General features: G+C 65.8%; 15 protein-coding genes. 4 read left to right on the forward strand and 11 right to left on the reverse strand.

The genetic code is table 11. The features are described 5' to 3' along the window. Positions 1-250 precede the first annotated feature (250 nt). The gene (locus tag CUREI_RS07255) at positions 251-580 is read left to right on the forward strand and encodes a hypothetical protein (protein WP_038612139.1); all 330 of its coding nucleotides are present in this window, start codon (positions 251-253) and stop codon (positions 578-580) included. Positions 581-625: 45 nt separating this feature from the next. Then, on the forward strand, positions 626-1,105 hold the full coding sequence (locus tag CUREI_RS07260; protein ID WP_038612142.1) for a hypothetical protein: 480 nt from the start codon (positions 626-628) through the stop codon (positions 1,103-1,105). 72 nt (positions 1,106-1,177) lie between these two features. On the opposite strand, the gene map is transcribed toward CUREI_RS07260, so the two are convergent. The 5 genes from map to dxr are packed head-to-tail and all read right to left on the reverse strand — an operon-like array spanning position 1,178 to position 7,569. Then, a complete protein-coding gene (map, locus tag CUREI_RS07265; RefSeq protein WP_038612145.1) occupies positions 1,178-2,077 on the reverse strand; it encodes a type I methionyl aminopeptidase in 900 nt (299 codons plus the stop codon). Between the two features lie 50 nt (positions 2,078-2,127). Then, positions 2,128-3,942, reverse strand: coding sequence for a penicillin-binding transpeptidase domain-containing protein (locus CUREI_RS07270; RefSeq protein WP_038612148.1), 1,815 nt, complete (start codon positions 3,940-3,942; stop codon positions 2,128-2,130). A 1-nt stretch (position 3,943) separates the two neighbouring features. After that, positions 3,944-5,107, reverse strand: a complete 1,164-nt coding sequence (ispG, locus tag CUREI_RS07275; protein WP_038612151.1) for a flavodoxin-dependent (E)-4-hydroxy-3-methylbut-2-enyl-diphosphate synthase — start codon at positions 5,105-5,107, stop codon at positions 3,944-3,946. Positions 5,108-5,127: 20 nt separating this feature from the next. Continuing rightward, complete coding sequence (locus CUREI_RS07280) at positions 5,128-6,336, reverse strand: M50 family metallopeptidase (RefSeq protein ID WP_038612154.1); 1,209 nt, start codon at positions 6,334-6,336, stop codon at positions 5,128-5,130. A gap of 15 nt (positions 6,337-6,351) precedes the next feature. Further along, a complete protein-coding gene (dxr, locus tag CUREI_RS07285; protein ID WP_051952265.1) occupies positions 6,352-7,569 on the reverse strand; it encodes a 1-deoxy-D-xylulose-5-phosphate reductoisomerase in 1,218 nt (405 codons plus the stop codon). A gap of 137 nt (positions 7,570-7,706) precedes the next feature. Between dxr and CUREI_RS07290 the strand changes: the two genes are divergently transcribed. Continuing rightward, a complete protein-coding gene (locus CUREI_RS07290) occupies positions 7,707-8,240 on the forward strand; it encodes a DUF2631 domain-containing protein (protein WP_051952266.1) in 534 nt (177 codons plus the stop codon). Positions 8,241-8,295: 55 nt separating this feature from the next. Here the strand turns inward: CUREI_RS07290 and rlmN are convergent, their stop codons facing one another. From rlmN to frr, 3 genes are read right to left on the reverse strand one after another with little or no spacing between them, the layout of a single operon-like run. Beyond that, complete coding sequence (gene rlmN / locus CUREI_RS07295; RefSeq protein ID WP_038612160.1) at positions 8,296-9,399, reverse strand: 23S rRNA (adenine(2503)-C(2))-methyltransferase RlmN; 1,104 nt, start codon at positions 9,397-9,399, stop codon at positions 8,296-8,298. Between the two features lie 53 nt (positions 9,400-9,452). Continuing rightward, complete coding sequence (locus CUREI_RS07300; RefSeq protein ID WP_051952407.1) at positions 9,453-10,370, reverse strand: phosphatidate cytidylyltransferase; 918 nt, start codon at positions 10,368-10,370, stop codon at positions 9,453-9,455. A 12-nt stretch (positions 10,371-10,382) separates the two neighbouring features. Beyond that, positions 10,383-10,940: a ribosome recycling factor gene (frr, locus tag CUREI_RS07305; protein WP_038612163.1), complete on the reverse strand. Its 558-nt coding sequence runs from the start codon at positions 10,938-10,940 to the stop codon at positions 10,383-10,385. A 76-nt stretch (positions 10,941-11,016) separates the two neighbouring features. On the opposite strand from frr, the gene CUREI_RS07310 reads away from it, so the two are divergent. After that, on the forward strand, positions 11,017-12,114 hold the full coding sequence (locus CUREI_RS07310; RefSeq protein WP_038612166.1) for an amidase family protein: 1,098 nt from the start codon (positions 11,017-11,019) through the stop codon (positions 12,112-12,114). Between the two features lie 8 nt (positions 12,115-12,122). Here CUREI_RS07310 and pyrH read toward each other — a convergent pair whose 3' ends face one another. From pyrH to rpsB, 3 genes are all read right to left on the reverse strand, one after another. Further along, positions 12,123-12,884, reverse strand: a complete 762-nt coding sequence (pyrH, locus tag CUREI_RS07315) for a UMP kinase (protein WP_051952267.1) — start codon at positions 12,882-12,884, stop codon at positions 12,123-12,125. A 142-nt stretch (positions 12,885-13,026) separates the two neighbouring features. Beyond that, entirely contained in the window at positions 13,027-13,845 is an 819-nt protein-coding gene (gene tsf / locus CUREI_RS07320; protein WP_038612171.1) for a translation elongation factor Ts, read from the reverse strand. A 216-nt stretch (positions 13,846-14,061) separates the two neighbouring features. Next, positions 14,062-15,045 carry a 30S ribosomal protein S2 gene (gene rpsB, locus CUREI_RS07325; RefSeq protein WP_038612174.1) on the reverse strand — a complete coding sequence of 328 codons (984 nt, stop codon included), beginning with the start codon at positions 15,043-15,045 and terminating at the stop codon, positions 14,062-14,064. Between the last annotated feature and the right edge of the window lie 276 nt (positions 15,046-15,321).

Genomic DNA, 15,321 nt, shown 5'->3' on the forward strand with positions numbered 1-15,321 from the left:
TGCGCTCGTGGAGGCAGGTGGATTAACCGGGTGTTTACCCCGGATTCACTCCTGAGTCGTGTTCCATTCGGATTGTGAATGTTTCTGACGACAACTCACATCATTCTCGCAGTTTTGGGCTAGCTTCAGTGCTGACACCGGGGCCGAACCCAGCACGGGGTTGTTTCCGGCCCAGGGGACCGCAGCCCCTGGACTACTTCGGATCCCACCCGGGCGTCGTGCAAGCACTAGCAGAGAAGGATTTCGTTTCATGCGCAATTTCCGCCAGGTAGCCCTCGCCGGCGCTACCGCCCTCGCCGTGACGTTCAGTTCCACCGCAGTGGCAGCCGCTCAGAATGAGACAACGAAGGTCGAGAGCGGCCCCTCCCTTTCCCACGAGATCGGCAAGCACCTCGATTCTGGGACAACAGCAGATGGTCGCGCAATCTTCGGTGTCCAGAAAGAGGGCTTCGAGGAGCAGCCGGCGTGGGCCAAGCTGCTGTACGGCCTGCTGATCTTCAACAGCGCCGCCGCCTTCTTCGGCCTCATTGTCGGCCCCGCCTACAACTTCATCGTCCACGGCCCGATCAACTTCCGCTAGTGGCTGCCCGCTTCCGAGACTTGAGGATCTGAGAGAGAGACCGACATGCGTAACTTCCGCAACGCTGCCCTCGCTTCTGCAACCGCCCTCGCCATCGCCGCTACCGGCACCACCGCTGCCTTCGCTGACCCCGAGACTGGGCCGGGCAAGACCAATTCGAACTGTGATATTGAGAGAAGTGCCGAAAACGCTGGCGGCCCGCTGGAAGTGCTGTTTAAGGGCACCGCGTGCGACACCGACAAGTCGGTGAAGGAGATCATCTCCGATGGCTTCGAAGGCCTCCGCAATGGCCAGGGTTCCTCGCAGTTCCTGCCCTCGGACGACCGGGAGAAGGAATTTGACATCCGCGACGCAGCGGGTAAAGAGACCTACTGGCAGCTGCTTCCCCAGTGGGTTCGCATATGGATCGATGCTACGGCCATTACCGGCATTGGCGCGTTCGTCGGCCTGGTCATCGCCGGCGTGAACTTCGCCTCCTACAACGGCTTGATCCAGCTTCCGGAGTTCCCGCTGCCCCAGTTCTAAACCCCGCGGCTAAAGGCTCAAACCCCCGTCACGCTGTGACGGGGGTTTCGCGCTACCGTCCGATAGTGTGGGTCACTCCCCCAGCATGTGTTGCCCCGCGGCAACATCTGCGTCGGGGATCGTGAGGATCTCGTTGCCGTCGTCGGTAATCACCAGCGTGTGCTCGAACTGGGCGGTGTACTCGCCGTCGATGTTTTGGACGGTCCAGCCGTCGTCCCAGATGCGGTACGGCAGCTCGCCGAGGTTGATCATCGGCTCGATGGTCAGGGTCATGCCCGGCTCCAACACGTCCGTGTATGCGTCTGAGTCGTAGTGCAGCACGACCAGCCCGTTGTGGAAGGTGGGGCCGACGCCGTGGCCCGTGAAATCGGTGACCACGTTGTAGCCGAAGCGCTTGGCGTAAGACTCGATAACCCTGCCAATCACGTTGATCTGCCGCCCGGGCTTGGCCGCCTTGATGCCGCGCATCATCGCCTGATACGTGCGGTCCACGAGGTCCTTGTGCTCCGGCGCGACCTGGCCCGCGAAGAAAGTGGCGTTGGTGTCGCCGTGCACCCCGTTCTTGTACGCAGTGACGTCGATGTTGACAATGTCGCCCTCCTGGATCACCGTCGTATCCGGGATGCCGTGGCAGACGATTTCGTTCAGCGAGATGCAGCTGGACTTGGGAAAGCCGCGGTAGCCCAGCGGAGACGGGTACGCGCCGTGCTGGATGAGGTAGTCGTGGACGATCCCGTCGATCTCGTCGGTGGTCTTGCCGGGGGCGACGGCCGCGCCCGCCAACGCAAGCGCGTTGGCCGCGATCTTGCTGGCCTCGCGCATCGCTTCGATCGTCTCCGGAGTCTGGATGAACGGCTCCCCGATGTTTTCTCGGACCTCGTCCTTCCACACGTATTCTGGTCGCTCAATGGACTTCGGTACCGCGCGCTCTGGCGTGGGCTTTCCCGGTGTAAGTAGGCCTCGTTGATTCATGGCTTCGATGGTAGTCCCGCGGTCAAACGGGCAAAGCGCACGGCAGAGGTCTATTCGTTTTGCGAGTCCAGGTTGACCAGCATCCTGTCAGTGACCGCCACCGCGGCCTCCGAGCCACCGCCGAGCACCACCAAGGTGGCGAAGGCGATGTCGTCGTCTGCCCTGTAGCCGGTGAACCACGCGTGCGATCCGCCGTTGATTTCCGCCTCGCCGGTTTTGCCGCGGATGTCGCCGCTAGCGCTCATGCCCCCTGCGGTGCCGCCGGGCGCGGTCACTGCGGCCATGAGTTGGCGGAGCTCGTCGATAGCCTTCGCGTCCACTGGCGCCGGTGTCTCGTTGACCCGGGTGTCCTCGCCCTTCACCAAGTACGGCTCCGGCAGCGAACCCCGCGCGGCGGTGGCGGAGACCAGGGCCATGCCGAACGGGCTGGCCAGGTCCAGGCCCTGGCCGTACCCGGCCTCGGTGCGGTCAAGGGGTTCCTCCCCCTCCGGAATGGAGCCTGTGATCGTCTCCACACCGGGGATCTGCATATCCAGGCCAAGGCCGAACTGTTTGCCTAGCGCTTTCAGCTCACCCGGCGCCAGTTTCGTCGAGATGTCCGCGAAAGTGGTGTTGCACGAGCGCGCGAACGCCGTTTCCAGCGGCACCGTGCCGAGGCTGAACCCCGCGTAGTTTGTCACGGTGCGGCCGTAGATGTCCATGGCCCCCGGGCACGGCACCGCCGAGGCGGGCTCAAGGCCCTGCTTCGTCAGCGCCGCAAAAGCGGTGAGGACCTTAAACGTGGACCCCGGGGGGTATTGGCCCATGGTGGCCAGGTTGCCCTCGGCGTCTGCCGCAGGCGTCTGCGCAATCGCGAGGATCCCGCCCGTCGATGGGCGGAGAGCCACAATCATGGCTTGCTGCCCGGCAACCGGCTCGAGCGCGTCCTCGGCGGCGCGCTGCACCCGGTGGTCGAGGCTGATGTGGACGGCTGGCGCGGGAGCCGCGTCGACGCGTTTGACTTCCTCGTAGGACGCGCCGTTCTCGTTGACCACATCGACGCTCCACCCGGCATCGCCCTCGAGGTCGTCGCGGACCAGCTCCCCCACGCGAGCCATGATGTCCGGGGCGAAATCTGGCTCCGTATTCACCATCGCGGCTTCCTCGTTGAGCCGCACGCCTGGCTCGCCAGCAAGCGCCGCCTCCAACGCGTCGCGCGCAGGCGCGGGGACCACAGCCACCGAGTACGTCCCGGTCGCCTCGGACAACTCGTTGGCCAGGCCGTCCGGATCGCGCAAGGGGACGCCTCTATCCGTCTCGTGTGCCGCAGCCAGTGCCGCGCTGATCGCGGACGCCGCGGAGCGCGCCGAGCGCATGGTGTCGGTATCCACCAACACGCGGTACGCGGTGCCGGGCCTGAGCAGCTCCACTCCGTCGCTTGAGACCACGCTCGCCTGCTCGGGCGCGACCGAGCGCAGTTCCAAATGCTGGTTCGCCCCGAGGCGCGGGTGGAGCATCGAAGGCTGCCAACGCACGTTCCACGCGTCACCGCTTTGGGTCAGCGTCATCTGCGCCGTGTAGGTCAGGTCCCGCTCGCGCGGGAGGTCCCAGCGCAGCTCGTAGGACGCGGTGGCTACGTTGCCCTCCTGGGTAACGCCCAGGAGGGACGCGCTCAGGCCCTCCGCCTGGAGGCCGTCCCACGTGTCGTGCAGAGAAGACTCGGCAGCCCCCGCATTATCGACGAGCGACGCATTGACCTCGCGTTTTTCTAACGCGCCCAGAAAGGATTCAGCGGCTGGCTCCGCGTCGTTGGGGCGCGGAGTGCAACTACCCAGTGCCACCCCGAGTGCAACCACCACAACCCCCGCCACACTGCGACGGAGCATGTTAGCGGGTGACCTTGACCTCGGCCTTCGCCCCCGCGACCTCCTCGAGGCCCTCTTCCTCGGCAATGCGGTGCGCGTACTCGATCAGCGTCTCCACGATCTTGGACTCCGGCACGGTTTTTACAACCTCGCCCTTGACAAAGATCTGGCCCTTGCCGTTGCCGGACGCCACGCCTAGGTCCGCATCGCGCGCCTCACCCGGGCCGTTAACCACACACCCCATTACGGCGACGCGCAGCGGGAACTCCATCCCGTCGAGGCCCGCGGTGACTTCCTCGGCCAGCTTGTACACGTCCACCTGCGCACGGCCGCAGGACGGGCAGGAGACGATCTCGAGCTTGCGGGGACGCAAGTTGAGCGACTGCAGGATCTGGTCGCCGACCTTAATTTCCTCGACCGGGTCCGCAGACAGGGACACGCGGATGGTGTCGCCGATGCCCTGCGAAAGCAGCGCGCCGAACGCGACGGAGGACTTGATGGTGCCCATGAACTTCGGGCCAGCCTCGGTCACGCCGAGGTGCAGCGGGTAATCTGTCTTCTCCGCCAGCTGGCGGTACGCCTCCACCATGAGCACCGGGTCGGAGTGCTTCACAGAGATCGCGATGTCGCCGAAACCGTGCTCTTCAAACAGCCCGGCCTCGTAGATCGCGGACTCGACCAGCGCCTCCGGGGTGGCCTTGCCGTACTTCTCCAGCAGCCGCGGATCCAGGGAGCCGCCGTTGACGCCGATGCGGATCGGGATGCCCGCGTCGCCGGCCGCCTGCGCGACCTCCTTCACGCGGCCGTCGAACTCCTTGATGTTGCCCGGGTTCACGCGCACCGCGGCGCAGCCTGCGTCGATAGCCGCGAAGATGTACTTCGGCTGGAAGTGGATGTCCGCGATCACCGGGATCGGCGACTTCGCGGCAATTGCAGGCAGCGCCTCCGCGTCCACCGTCTTCGGGCACGCCACGCGGACGATGTCGCAGCCCGCGGTTGTCAGTTGCGCGATCTGCTGCAGCGTCGCGTTGATGTCGTGCGTTTTCGTGGTGGTCATCGACTGCACGGAAATCGGGTGGTCAGAGCCCACGCCGACATCGCCCACCATCAGCTGACGGGTCTTGCGGCGCGGCGCCAAGGTCGGTGCCGGGCCCTCTGGCATACCTAATCCGATGGGGGTGTTCATGGTGGCTAACTCTAGCACCGTCAACCAAATATTCGGACGGGGTTGACCACGTCAGCAGCCATCACCAGCACACCAACGCCGAGCATCAGCGCGGCCATGGCGTAGGTCAACGGCAAAAGCTTTTCGTAGTTGGCGGGAGCGCCTGGGCCGAGCCCCCGAAGGCGCCGGAAAGCGTCGCGCACCTTCTCGTAGAGCACCACCGCGATGTGGCCGCCATCCAGCGGCGGCAGGGGCACCAAGTTAAACAGCGCGAGGAAGAAGTTCAGGCTGGCCAGCAGCATCCAGAACGCTGACCACATGTTCTGCTCTGCCAGCTCGCCGCCGGTGCGTGATGCCCCGATCACGCTGATAGGGCCTTCGATGTCGCGCTCGGCACCGAAAAGTGAAGCGACCACGCCCGGGATCTTGCCGGGAAACGCCACGATGCCGTCGACGGCCGCCACCAGCATTTGCCACGTAAACCGCGCCGTGGCGGGCACAGCCTCGAGCGGGCCGTACTGCTTCACGGCATCCACCACCGGCGCCGCGACAATGCCCACCGCGCCAACGGTGACGTGTTGCCCGGTCGCAGGGTCGATGCGCTGTACCCCCTCCACTGGGACGTCCAAGGTGATCGTTTCGTCGTCGCGCAGGACCTCCAGCTCCACGGTTTCGCCGGGCTGCTTGGCGACGGCGTCCCGCACATCCCCGAACTGCTCAACCTCCCGCCCGTTGATTGCCACGAGCGTGTCCCCCGGGCGCACACCCGCCTGGCCGGCGGGGCCCTCGCCCGCGCACTCCCCGAGGGTGTCTGCGTCCACCTGGTCCGCCACGCAGACGGTTTGGCCGACGCGCGGGGTGAAGTCGGCGTCCGGGTTCGGGATGCCGGAGAAGACCCCGACGAAGTACGTGATGACAACGCCGATGAGCAGATTCATCGCGATGCCGCCGGCGAGCACAGCCACGCGCTGCCACGCCGGTTTGTTCACCATGGCGTGGGGCGCCTCCTCCGGCGTGAGCGGATCCATCGCGGTCATTCCGGCGATGTCACAGAACCCGCCGAACGGCAGGGCCGCGATGCCGTACTCCGTGCCACCCTTCGTGGTGGACCACACAGTGGGGCCGAAACCAATGAAGTAGCGTCGCACACGCATGTTAAAGGCACGGGCGGTGAACATGTGCCCGGCTTCGTGCAGCGCGATGGACAGGGCGATCGCCAGTGCAAAGCCAATAATGCCTAGAGCACTCACAAGAGCCTTCCGCCGCTATGCGCCGGCGGCGCGGGCAACCGCGGCCCTAGCGCGTTCGCGGGCGAGGTCCTCAGTGCGGATCACGGACTGCACGTCAGCTGGGGCCTCTGCGAAGTCGCTGGCGCCGTGTAACACCTCGGCGACGATGTCCACGATCTCGGGGAATCTCACGCGCCCGCCCACGAACGCGTCGACGGCTACCTCGTTGGCCGCATTGTAGATGGCGGGGTACGGGTCCCCCTCCTGCGCCGCCTGGCGGGCCAGCTTCACGGCCGGGAACGCGTCGTCGTCCAGCGGCTCAAAGGTCCACTCCGACGCCTGGGAGAAGTCAAGCGCGGGCTGCGCGCCAGGGATGCGGTGCGGCCAATTCAGCGCGTGCGAAATTGGGAGCTTCATCGATGGCGGAGACGCCTGCGCAATAGTGGCGCCGTCCGCGAACGTGACCATCGAGTGCACGATGGACTGCGGGTGGACCGTCACGTCGATCTTGTCCGGCTCCGCGTCGAACAACAGGGACGCCTCAATAAGCTCCAGACCCTTGTTCACCATCGTCGCGGAGTTCAACGAGTTCATCATCCCCATCGCCCACGTCGGGTGGGCCACGGCCTGCTCGTAGGTGACGTCCATCAGCTCGGCGCGGGTCTTGCCACGGAACGGGCCGCCGGAGGCGGTGAGCACGAAGCGCTCCACCTCGCCGCGGCTGCCCGCGCGCAGCGCTTGCGCCATCGCGGAATGCTCCGAATCCACCGGAACGATCTGGCCCGGGCGCGCGGCCTGCAGCACGAAGCGGCCACCGGCGACCAGCGACTCTTTGTTTGCCAAGGCCAGGGTCGCTCCGGACTTCAGCGCGGCCAGCGTTGCGGGCAAGCCAGCGGAGGATCCGACGAGCGCGTTGAGCACAAGGTCCGGCTGTGACACTTCCACCAGCTCGGCAGCACAGGTCTCGCCGGTGATAACGGGACCGCCGAGTGCTTCGGACACCTCCCTGGCCGCCTCCGCATCACGCACGGCGACGCAGTCCGCGCTCACACCGAACTCGCGGGCTTGCTGGACCGTCAGCTCGGTGTTCGACCCCCCACTCGCAATCCCCACCACGGTGAACTGGTCGCGGTGGCCGCGGATCACCTCAATCGCCTGCGTGCCTATGGAACCAGTCGAGCCCAGGATCACTACATTCTTCACGCGCCATATTGTTGCACGCACCGCCGCCGTCCGGCACCACGCGGCAGTCATCGCGCGAGCGGTGGTGCGAAAGTTTGAACACAATGGGGGTGAGGTGTCACCGTCCGCACCTGTGGTGTGAGATGATGGGCGCTGACAGTTTTTGCCAATTTTGCCAACCGCCAACCACGCTTTGAAGGAGCATTCCAGTGGCCCACGCGAAGGACAACGCACCCCAGGTGTACAACGGTGTTTCCGAGGCGGACGTTCCGTCCGCACGCTTCGGCTGGAGCGCGTTCACCGACCGCACCATCCAGATCGCCGGTTGGATCTCTGTGCTGTTCCTCGTTGCCTACAGCTTTGGCAACCACGAGGGCCACGTTGAGACCATCTGGCTTGTCGTGCTTGCGGTGCTGATCGCCCTCGGCCTGATCCTGCAGGCGACCAAGCCCAAGCTCAACCAGGTCCGTACCGTCACCTCCCACAACAAGCCGGTGGGCCACAAGGAGCCCGACTGGACCTACAACCAGGCCACCCTGTCCGGCGATGTGTACGAGAACCTCTCCGATTCCCAGCTGCGCGCCCTGAACATTGAGCCGTCCCGCGTTGCGCACCTGCGTCCGGCACGCGGCGAGGAGCGCGCGGTCGAGGGGTCCGTTTCCCGCCCGGTAGCCGCGCCGACCGAGCGCGAGGATGTCGAGGTCGTCACCGTGGAGCCCCGCGGCAAGCACTCGCGCATCTAGCTGCGTATCGACGACGTAACCGCCAGCCACCCGGCTGGCGGTTTTTCGTATCCGGCTAGCTCGCCTTCTCGTCCGCGGCGAGCTGGCCGCACGCGGCGGCGATCTCCTGGCCCTTCGTATCGCGCACGGTGCACGGCACGCCCTGCGCGGCCACTCGGCGGACGAACTCGTCCTGCCGCGCCTTTGGCGAGGCGTCCCACTTGGACCCTGGGGTGGGGTTGAGCGGGATCACGTTCACGTGCACGCGCGAGCCGAGCGCGGCGTGCAGCTTCTTGCCCAGCATGTCCGCACGGAAATCCTGGTCGTTCATGTCCCTAATCAGCGCGTATTCGATGGAGACGCGACGGCCGGTCTGGTCGGCGTAGTACCGGGCGGCGTCGAGGACCTCGGCGACGGCAAAGCGGTTGTTCATGGGAACCAGCTCGTCGCGGAGCTCGTCGTCAGGTGTGTGTAGGCTGACGGCGAGGGTGCACGACAGGCCCTCGTCCGCGAGCATGCGGATCTGCGGGGCCAACCCCACCGTAGAGACGGTGACGTTGCGCTGGGAGATGCCGAAGCCGTCCGGGGCCGGCTGGGTAATCTGGCGCACGGCAGAGACCACACGCTTGTAATTGGCCAGCGGCTCCCCCATGCCCATGAACACGATGTTGGACAACCGCGAGCCCTCGGCCTGCATCATGGCCGCGGCCGCCCGGACCTGGTCCACGATTTCGGCCGTGGAGAGGTTGCGGTCTAGGCCGCCCTGGCCGGTGGCGCAGAACGGGCACGCCATACCGCACCCTGCCTGGGAAGAGATGCACAACGTGGCGCGGCCGGGGTAGCGCATCAGGACAGATTCCAGCAGAATGCCGTCGTGAAGCCGCCACAGCGTCTTGGTCGTGTCGCCTTCATCGGTCTCCACTGTGCGCACGGGGGTGAGCAGCGTGGGAAACAGCGCGTCCTTGACTGCTTGGCGTTGCGCCTCGGGCAGATCCGTCATGGTCAACGGGTCCGCCTCAAACTTGCCGTAGTAGTGCCGCGCGATCTGGTCGGCGCGGAACTTGGGCAGGCCTAGCTCCTGCAGCGCCTCGATGCGCTCGTCTTTGCTCAGGTCCGCGAAGTGCTTCGGCGGCATGCCGCGCTTCGGCGCAAGCAGCTGAATGTGGGGGAAATCGCTCATAGTGCGCCCCATCTTTGCACGTTAGAGCGCCGAGTACGAATCTTGCGCGCGGGTTACGCGCCGTTCATCAGCGAGATGGTGGTGAGCAGGATGTACGTCGCCGCGGCGGCCGGAAGCATGCCGTCGAGGCGGTCCATGATCCCCCCGTGGCCGGGCAGGAGGTGAGACATGTCCTTGATACCCAGCTCACGCTTGAACTGGCTTTCCACCAAATCGCCCATCGTCGCGCAGATGACCAAGGCGACACCAAGCACGATGCCCATCCACCACGGCCCGTGGATGAGCAGCGCCACCACGAGCACGCCGGTGATGATGCCGGCGACGAGCGAGCCCGCGAACCCCTCCCACGACTTGTTTGGGCTGACCGCGGGCGCCATCGGATGGGAGCCGAACATCACGCCCGCGGCGTACCCGCCGACGTCGCTGGCCACTACGCAGAGCATGAACGCGATGATGTAGGCCGAGCCATCCACGCCCGCTTCGGTGATCCCGGAGATCATGGCAGCGAAGGTGCCGAAGAGCGGGATCCAGGCCAGCACAAAAATAGCTACCGCGGTGTCCCGCAGATAATTCTCCGGCTGGCTGTGGCGTCCCCTGTGGAACATGCCCCAGAACATCACCACCAGCACGGTGAAGGCGAACCCGGCAACGAGGCCGGACGTGCCGTACGGCACCGACAACCAGAGCATGGCCTGTCCGAGGATGATCAGCAGCGTGCGGGGCTGGATGTAGCCGGCCTCGCGCAACCGCGTCATGACCTCCCACATCGCCAACGCGACCGCCACGGCGACAAGCGGGTACCAGGCCACCGGCCCGATCCACACCGCCGTGATCACCAGCGCGCCGAGCACCACCCCTGTGGCAATTGCCGCCGACAGGTTGCGCCCGGCTTTATTCTTCGGCCTCGGTGCACGCGTGGGCCAGCGGCTGGGCGCGGCCTCGGCACCGTGCGTGGTGTGCGTTCGCGGCAGGGACACGTCGGCCTAGACCTCCAGCAGCTCGTTTTCCTTGCGCTGCACAATTTCGTCGATCTGAGCGACGTACCCCTGGGTGGTCTTGTCCAGGGCCTTTTCCGCGGTGTTGACCTCGTCCTCGCCCGCGTCGCCGTCCTTCTGAATCTTCTTCAGCGCTTCCATGCCCTGGCGGCGGACGTTGCGGATGGCAATCTTGCCGTCCTCGCCCTTCTGCTTCGCCTGCTTGACCAGGTCCTTGCGGCGCTCCTCGGTGAGTTGCGGAACGGTCACGCGGATCACCTGGCCATCATCCGTCGGGTTGACGCCGAGATCGGAGTTGCGGATTGCGTTTTCAATTTCGCCCATGGTGGACATGTCGTAGGGCTTGATCAGGAGCATGCGCGGCTCCGGCACCGAAATGGTGGCCATCTGGTTGATCGGCGTCCGGGTACCGTAGAAGTCCGCCATCACGCCGTTGAACATCGCCGGGTTCGCACGGCCGGTGCGGATGCTAGCCAGCTCATCTCGGGTGTGCTCGACGGAGGAGGTCATGCGCTCTTCAGCATCCAGCAAAACGTCATCAATCATGGGTCTACCCCTATCGCTTCTCGGGTTTGCGTCCCCCTTAACTTACCAGCGCTGCGCGCCTGCCTAGACTGTCGCCATGCCGCACCCAGCCTTCACGTACGTCGCCCACCCCGGCGCTGTGCTTGCGGGCCCGCCCGGCGGGCGGCTGACCGGGTGGCGCATCCCAGTCAAAGACGGCACCGATGTCGCTGGCATGCCCACGACGAACGGCAACCCGGCCCGCGCCTACGTCGCGCGCGAGACGGATCCGTTCGTACTGAAGCTCCTCAACGCGGGGGCAATTATCGACGCCAAAACGCTGACCTCCGAGCTCGGCGCAACCTGCTACGCAGAGCGCCCCGGCGTGCCGGTGCTGGAGTCCCCCGCCTTCCCCGGCCGCACGCCTGGCGGATCCTCTGCTGGCGCGGCTGTAGTGGTCGCGGACGGGGTCTCGCGCGCCGCGCACGGCACGGACGCCGGCGGCTCGATCCGCGTGCCCGCGGCGGCGTGCGGCGTGACGGGGCTGAAGCTGGCCAGCCGCGAGCTGCCCGCGCACGGCTTCCTCTCCCGCAATGTGGCGGACCTGTGCACGCTCACTGGGTGGGAGCCGCCAGCCGGTCGCCGGTTGCGGATCGGCGTGCTCACCAAGGGTGTGTTCGCCGACCCGGAGGTGGCGCAGCGGCGCGGAGCTGACGTCGAGAAGCTAGCGGCGCTATTGGGTCGCACGCACGAGGTAGTAGAGATTGGTCCGTACGCGGAGTCTGCGGCCACCTACGCGCACTTCACCACCCTGATCACGCACGCGTTCCGGGACGTGAACCCGCTGGACAACGCCTACATCGAGTGGCTGGTGCGGCAGGCCCAGCGGCTCGAGACCGAGCAGGTGGATGCGGCGAAAGCGCATGCCCGCGCACTTCCGGGCATCGTTGCGCGGCAATGGAATGTTGATGCTGTGCTCTCCCCCACCGTCGCCTACGATCCCCCGCCCCTCGGCTATTTCCCGGCCCTTGCCCCCGAGGAGAGTTTCCACGCGCAAACCCACTGGTCGCCGTGGTGCTCCGTGTTCAATGTGTTAGGCACCCCGGCGATCGCGCTTGGCGGCGTGCACCTGGGCAGCCTACGGCTCACGGGGCCGGAACTGCTTCGCCTCGCGCAGGAGGCGGAGGCACTCCTTGAGCGCGAGGTGAGCCGCTAAGCGGCGGGTTACGCGACGAGCGTGCCCACCTGCTCGCCCGAGACGGCGCGCGCGATGTTGCCCTCTTCCAAGAGGTTGAACACGAGGATCGGCATGTTGTTGTCCATGCAGAGGCTGAAGGCAGTCGCATCTGCAACCTTCAGCCCCCGCTCGATGACCTCCCGCGGCGAGATCTCGGAAAAGAGCTCCGCGTCCGGGTTTTCGCGCGGGTCGGAATCGAAGACGCCGTCGACCGCCTTGGCCATCAGCAGCACCTCGCAACCGATCTCGAGCGCGCGCTGCGCCGCGGTGGTGTCGGTGGAGAAGTACGGCATGCCCATACCAGCGCCGAAGATCACCACGCGCCCCTTCTCCAGGTGGCGCGCCGCGCGAAGCGGCAGGTACGGCTCTGCAATCTGCGCCATGTTGATAGCGGTCTGCACGCGGCAGTCCACACCCATCTGCTGCAAGAAGTCCTGCAGCGCAAGGCAGTTCATGACCGTGCCCAGCATGCCCATGTAGTCGGAGCGGGCGCGGTCCATGCCGCGCTGCTGCAGCTCGGCACCGCGGAAGAAGTTGCCGCCGCCGATGACAACGGCGACCTCGGTGCCCCCGCGCGCGACCTCCGCAATCTGCCGGGCGACGGACTCCACCACGTCCGGGTCGATGCCGACCTTGCCTCCGCCGAACATTTCACCGCCCAGCTTCAGCATCACTCGCTTGAAACCTGTGCGGGTGGGATTGAGGTCAGTCACCGAGAATCGCTCCTTTGCGCGGCGGGGTGTGGACATGTTCGCAGACGATAGTAGCCCCGCGCATGCACCGGCACCGAACCGCGCTCGGGTGGCGCGTGCCTCACGACGAAACCCCGTACCCGGCCAGCCACCCGTTGAGGGCGGTGGGGGTACGGGGCGTCGAAAGGACTACAGGCGCTTACGCCTGGCCAACCTCGTAGCGGACGAAGTCGGTGATCTCAATGCCGTTCTCCTCGGCGTACTGCTGCACGGTCTTCTTGGAGTCGGACAGGGACGGCTGATCCAGCAGCACAACGTCCTTGAAGAAGCCACCCATGCGGCCCTCAACGATCTTGGCGATGGCAGCCTCCGGCTTGCCCTCGTTGCGGGTGATCTCTTCCTGGACCGCGCGCTCCTTCTCAACAACATCGGCCGGCACGGCCTCCTTGTTGAGGTAGCGAGCCTTCATCGCGGCGATCTGAAGAGCAACCTGGTGGGCAGCCTCGGCGTTGTCGCCGGTGTAGGCAACCAGGACGCCAACGGCCGGCGGCAGGTCTGCAGCCTTCTGGTGCAGGTAGGGCTCAACCTTCTCGCCCTCGACGGTAGCGGCGCGGCGCAGCTCCAGCTTCTCGCCGATCTTGGCGGAGAGGCGCTCCAGCACGTCGTGGGCGGTCTCGCCGTTGACGTCCGCGTTGGCCAGCTCCTCCGGAGAGTTCGCCTTCACAGCGGCCGCTGCGTCCGCGATCTGGGCGGCGATGTCCTTGAACTCCTGGTTCTTGGCCACGAAGTCGGTCTCGGAGTTGATCTCAACGATGGTGTTGCCGGAGACGGCAACCAGGCCCTCGAGGGCGTTGCGCTCCGCGCGCTTGCCCACGTCCTTTGCACCCTTGATGCGGAGGTTCTCAACGGCCTTGTCAAAGTCGCCGTCGGTCTCTTCGAGTGCCTTCTTGCAGTCGAGCATGCCGGAGCCGGTGGTCTCGCGGAGCTTCTTGACGTCAGCAGCAGTGTAGTTCGCCATAGTGGGCGATCCTCCTCATAGAAGTGTTGCGTAAAGATGAATAACCGTTAATAGCGTAGCCGACGTTTTCCACGGCGGCACGGCTGGCGCACGGTTTAGGGCGCCTTCACACGCGAAACACCCCGCGCCCGCCATGTGCCCCACCGGTCGGACCGGCAGGCACTGGCGAACACGGGGTGCGCGAGGGTTCAGATCAAAGGATCCGTACTGCGTGGCCTACGCCTGGGTGGCGGACTCGGTGCCAGAGATCTGGATGCCCTCGTCGACCTTGCCGGTCTGGTTGGCGGCTGCAGCCTCGTTCGCCTGCTCAGCGGCGCGCACAGCTGCCGGCTGCTCAACCTCGGCGACCTCCTGCGGAGCGGCGGTCTCGGCGGCGACGGCAGCCTTCGCAGCGTCGGCGGCGGACACGTCGTCGGATGCGGCGGCCTGAGCGGCAGCCTCAGAGGCCTCAGCCTGGCGCTTCGCGTCGGTGTCGCCGGCGGCGTCGCGAGCGGAAGCGAGCTGGCGCTCCTCGCGCTGCTGCTTACCTGCGACAACAGCCTCGCCCACGATGCGGGTGAGCAGTTTCACTGCGCCGATAGCGTCGTCGTTGCCCGGGATCGGGAAGTCCACAACGTCCGGGTCGCAGTTGGTATCCAGCACGGCCACGACAGGGATGCGCAGCTTCTGCGCTTCGGAGACCGCGATGTGCTCCTTGTTGGTGTCCACGATCCACAGCGCGGACGGCGCCTTGGTCATGTCGGCGATCCCGCCCAGCACACGCTCGAGCTTGATGCGCTCGCGGGTGAGCATGAGGACTTCCTTCTTGCCGCGGCCCGCGTAGCCGTCCTCGGCCGCGTCCATCGCCTGCAGTTCCTTCATGCGGCCAATGCGCTTGGACACAGTCTGGAAGTTGGTGAGCATGCCGCCCAGCCAGCGGTGCGTCACGTACGGCATGCCGACGCGCTGCGCCTCTTCCTGGATCGGCTCCTGTGCCTGCTTCTTGGTGCCGACGAACAGGATGGTGCCGCCGTGAGCGACGGTTTCCTTGACAAACTCGTAGGCCTCATCGATGTAGGTCAGCGTCTGCTGCAGGTCGATGATGTAGATGCCGTTACGGTCAGTGAAGATGAAGCGGCGCATCTTCGGGTTCCAGCGACGCGTCTGGTGGCCGAAGTGCACACCAGCGTCGAGGAGTTCACTCATGGTTACAACTGCCATGGTTTTGTCTCCTTCGGAGAAAATAGTTCGGTTATCTTGCAAGTCTCACGCGCGGGTTTTTATCCCGCGCCCTAGCACCGTGCTCGCCCTGCACCCTGTGAGAGGGACCGTCGCTGAGCAGGCATGATCCGGCGCGCGTAGTCAGCCCAGAAAAGCTGCCGGTGCAACCCTACCTGGCTTTCCCAGCAAAACCTAATCTCATCTGCGTCTTCATGTGGATAACCCCGCCGCGGCCGAGGCGTTATCCACAGAACCGCTTGCACCCCTTCTCACTGC

This window comes from Corynebacterium ureicelerivorans, assembly GCF_000747315.1.
GTDB lineage: Bacteria > Actinomycetota > Actinomycetes > Mycobacteriales > Mycobacteriaceae > Corynebacterium > Corynebacterium mucifaciens.

Coding starts and splice junctions, on each gene's coding strand:
- tsf (WP_038612171.1), bottom strand. CDS start 13,845: ATGGCGAACTACACTGCTGCTGACGTCAAGAAGCTCCGCGAGACCACC.
- rlmN (WP_038612160.1), bottom strand. CDS start 9,399: ATGAGCGATTTCCCCCACATTCAGCTGCTTGCGCCGAAGCGCGGCATG.
- CUREI_RS07270 (WP_038612148.1), bottom strand. CDS start 3,942: ATGCTCCGTCGCAGTGTGGCGGGGGTTGTGGTGGTTGCACTCGGGGTG.
- CUREI_RS07260 (WP_038612142.1), top strand. CDS start 626: ATGCGTAACTTCCGCAACGCTGCCCTCGCTTCTGCAACCGCCCTCGCC.
- CUREI_RS07255 (WP_038612139.1), top strand. CDS start 251: ATGCGCAATTTCCGCCAGGTAGCCCTCGCCGGCGCTACCGCCCTCGCC.
- dxr (WP_051952265.1), bottom strand. CDS start 7,569: ATGACTGCCGCGTGGTGCCGGACGGCGGCGGTGCGTGCAACAATATGG.
- rpsB (WP_038612174.1), bottom strand. CDS start 15,045: ATGGCAGTTGTAACCATGAGTGAACTCCTCGACGCTGGTGTGCACTTC.
- CUREI_RS07310 (WP_038612166.1), top strand. CDS start 11,017: ATGCCGCACCCAGCCTTCACGTACGTCGCCCACCCCGGCGCTGTGCTT.
- ispG (WP_038612151.1), bottom strand. CDS start 5,107: ATGAACACCCCCATCGGATTAGGTATGCCAGAGGGCCCGGCACCGACC.
- frr (WP_038612163.1), bottom strand. CDS start 10,940: ATGATTGATGACGTTTTGCTGGATGCTGAAGAGCGCATGACCTCCTCC.
- map (WP_038612145.1), bottom strand. CDS start 2,077: ATGAATCAACGAGGCCTACTTACACCGGGAAAGCCCACGCCAGAGCGC.
- pyrH (WP_051952267.1), bottom strand. CDS start 12,884: ATGTCCACACCCCGCCGCGCAAAGGAGCGATTCTCGGTGACTGACCTC.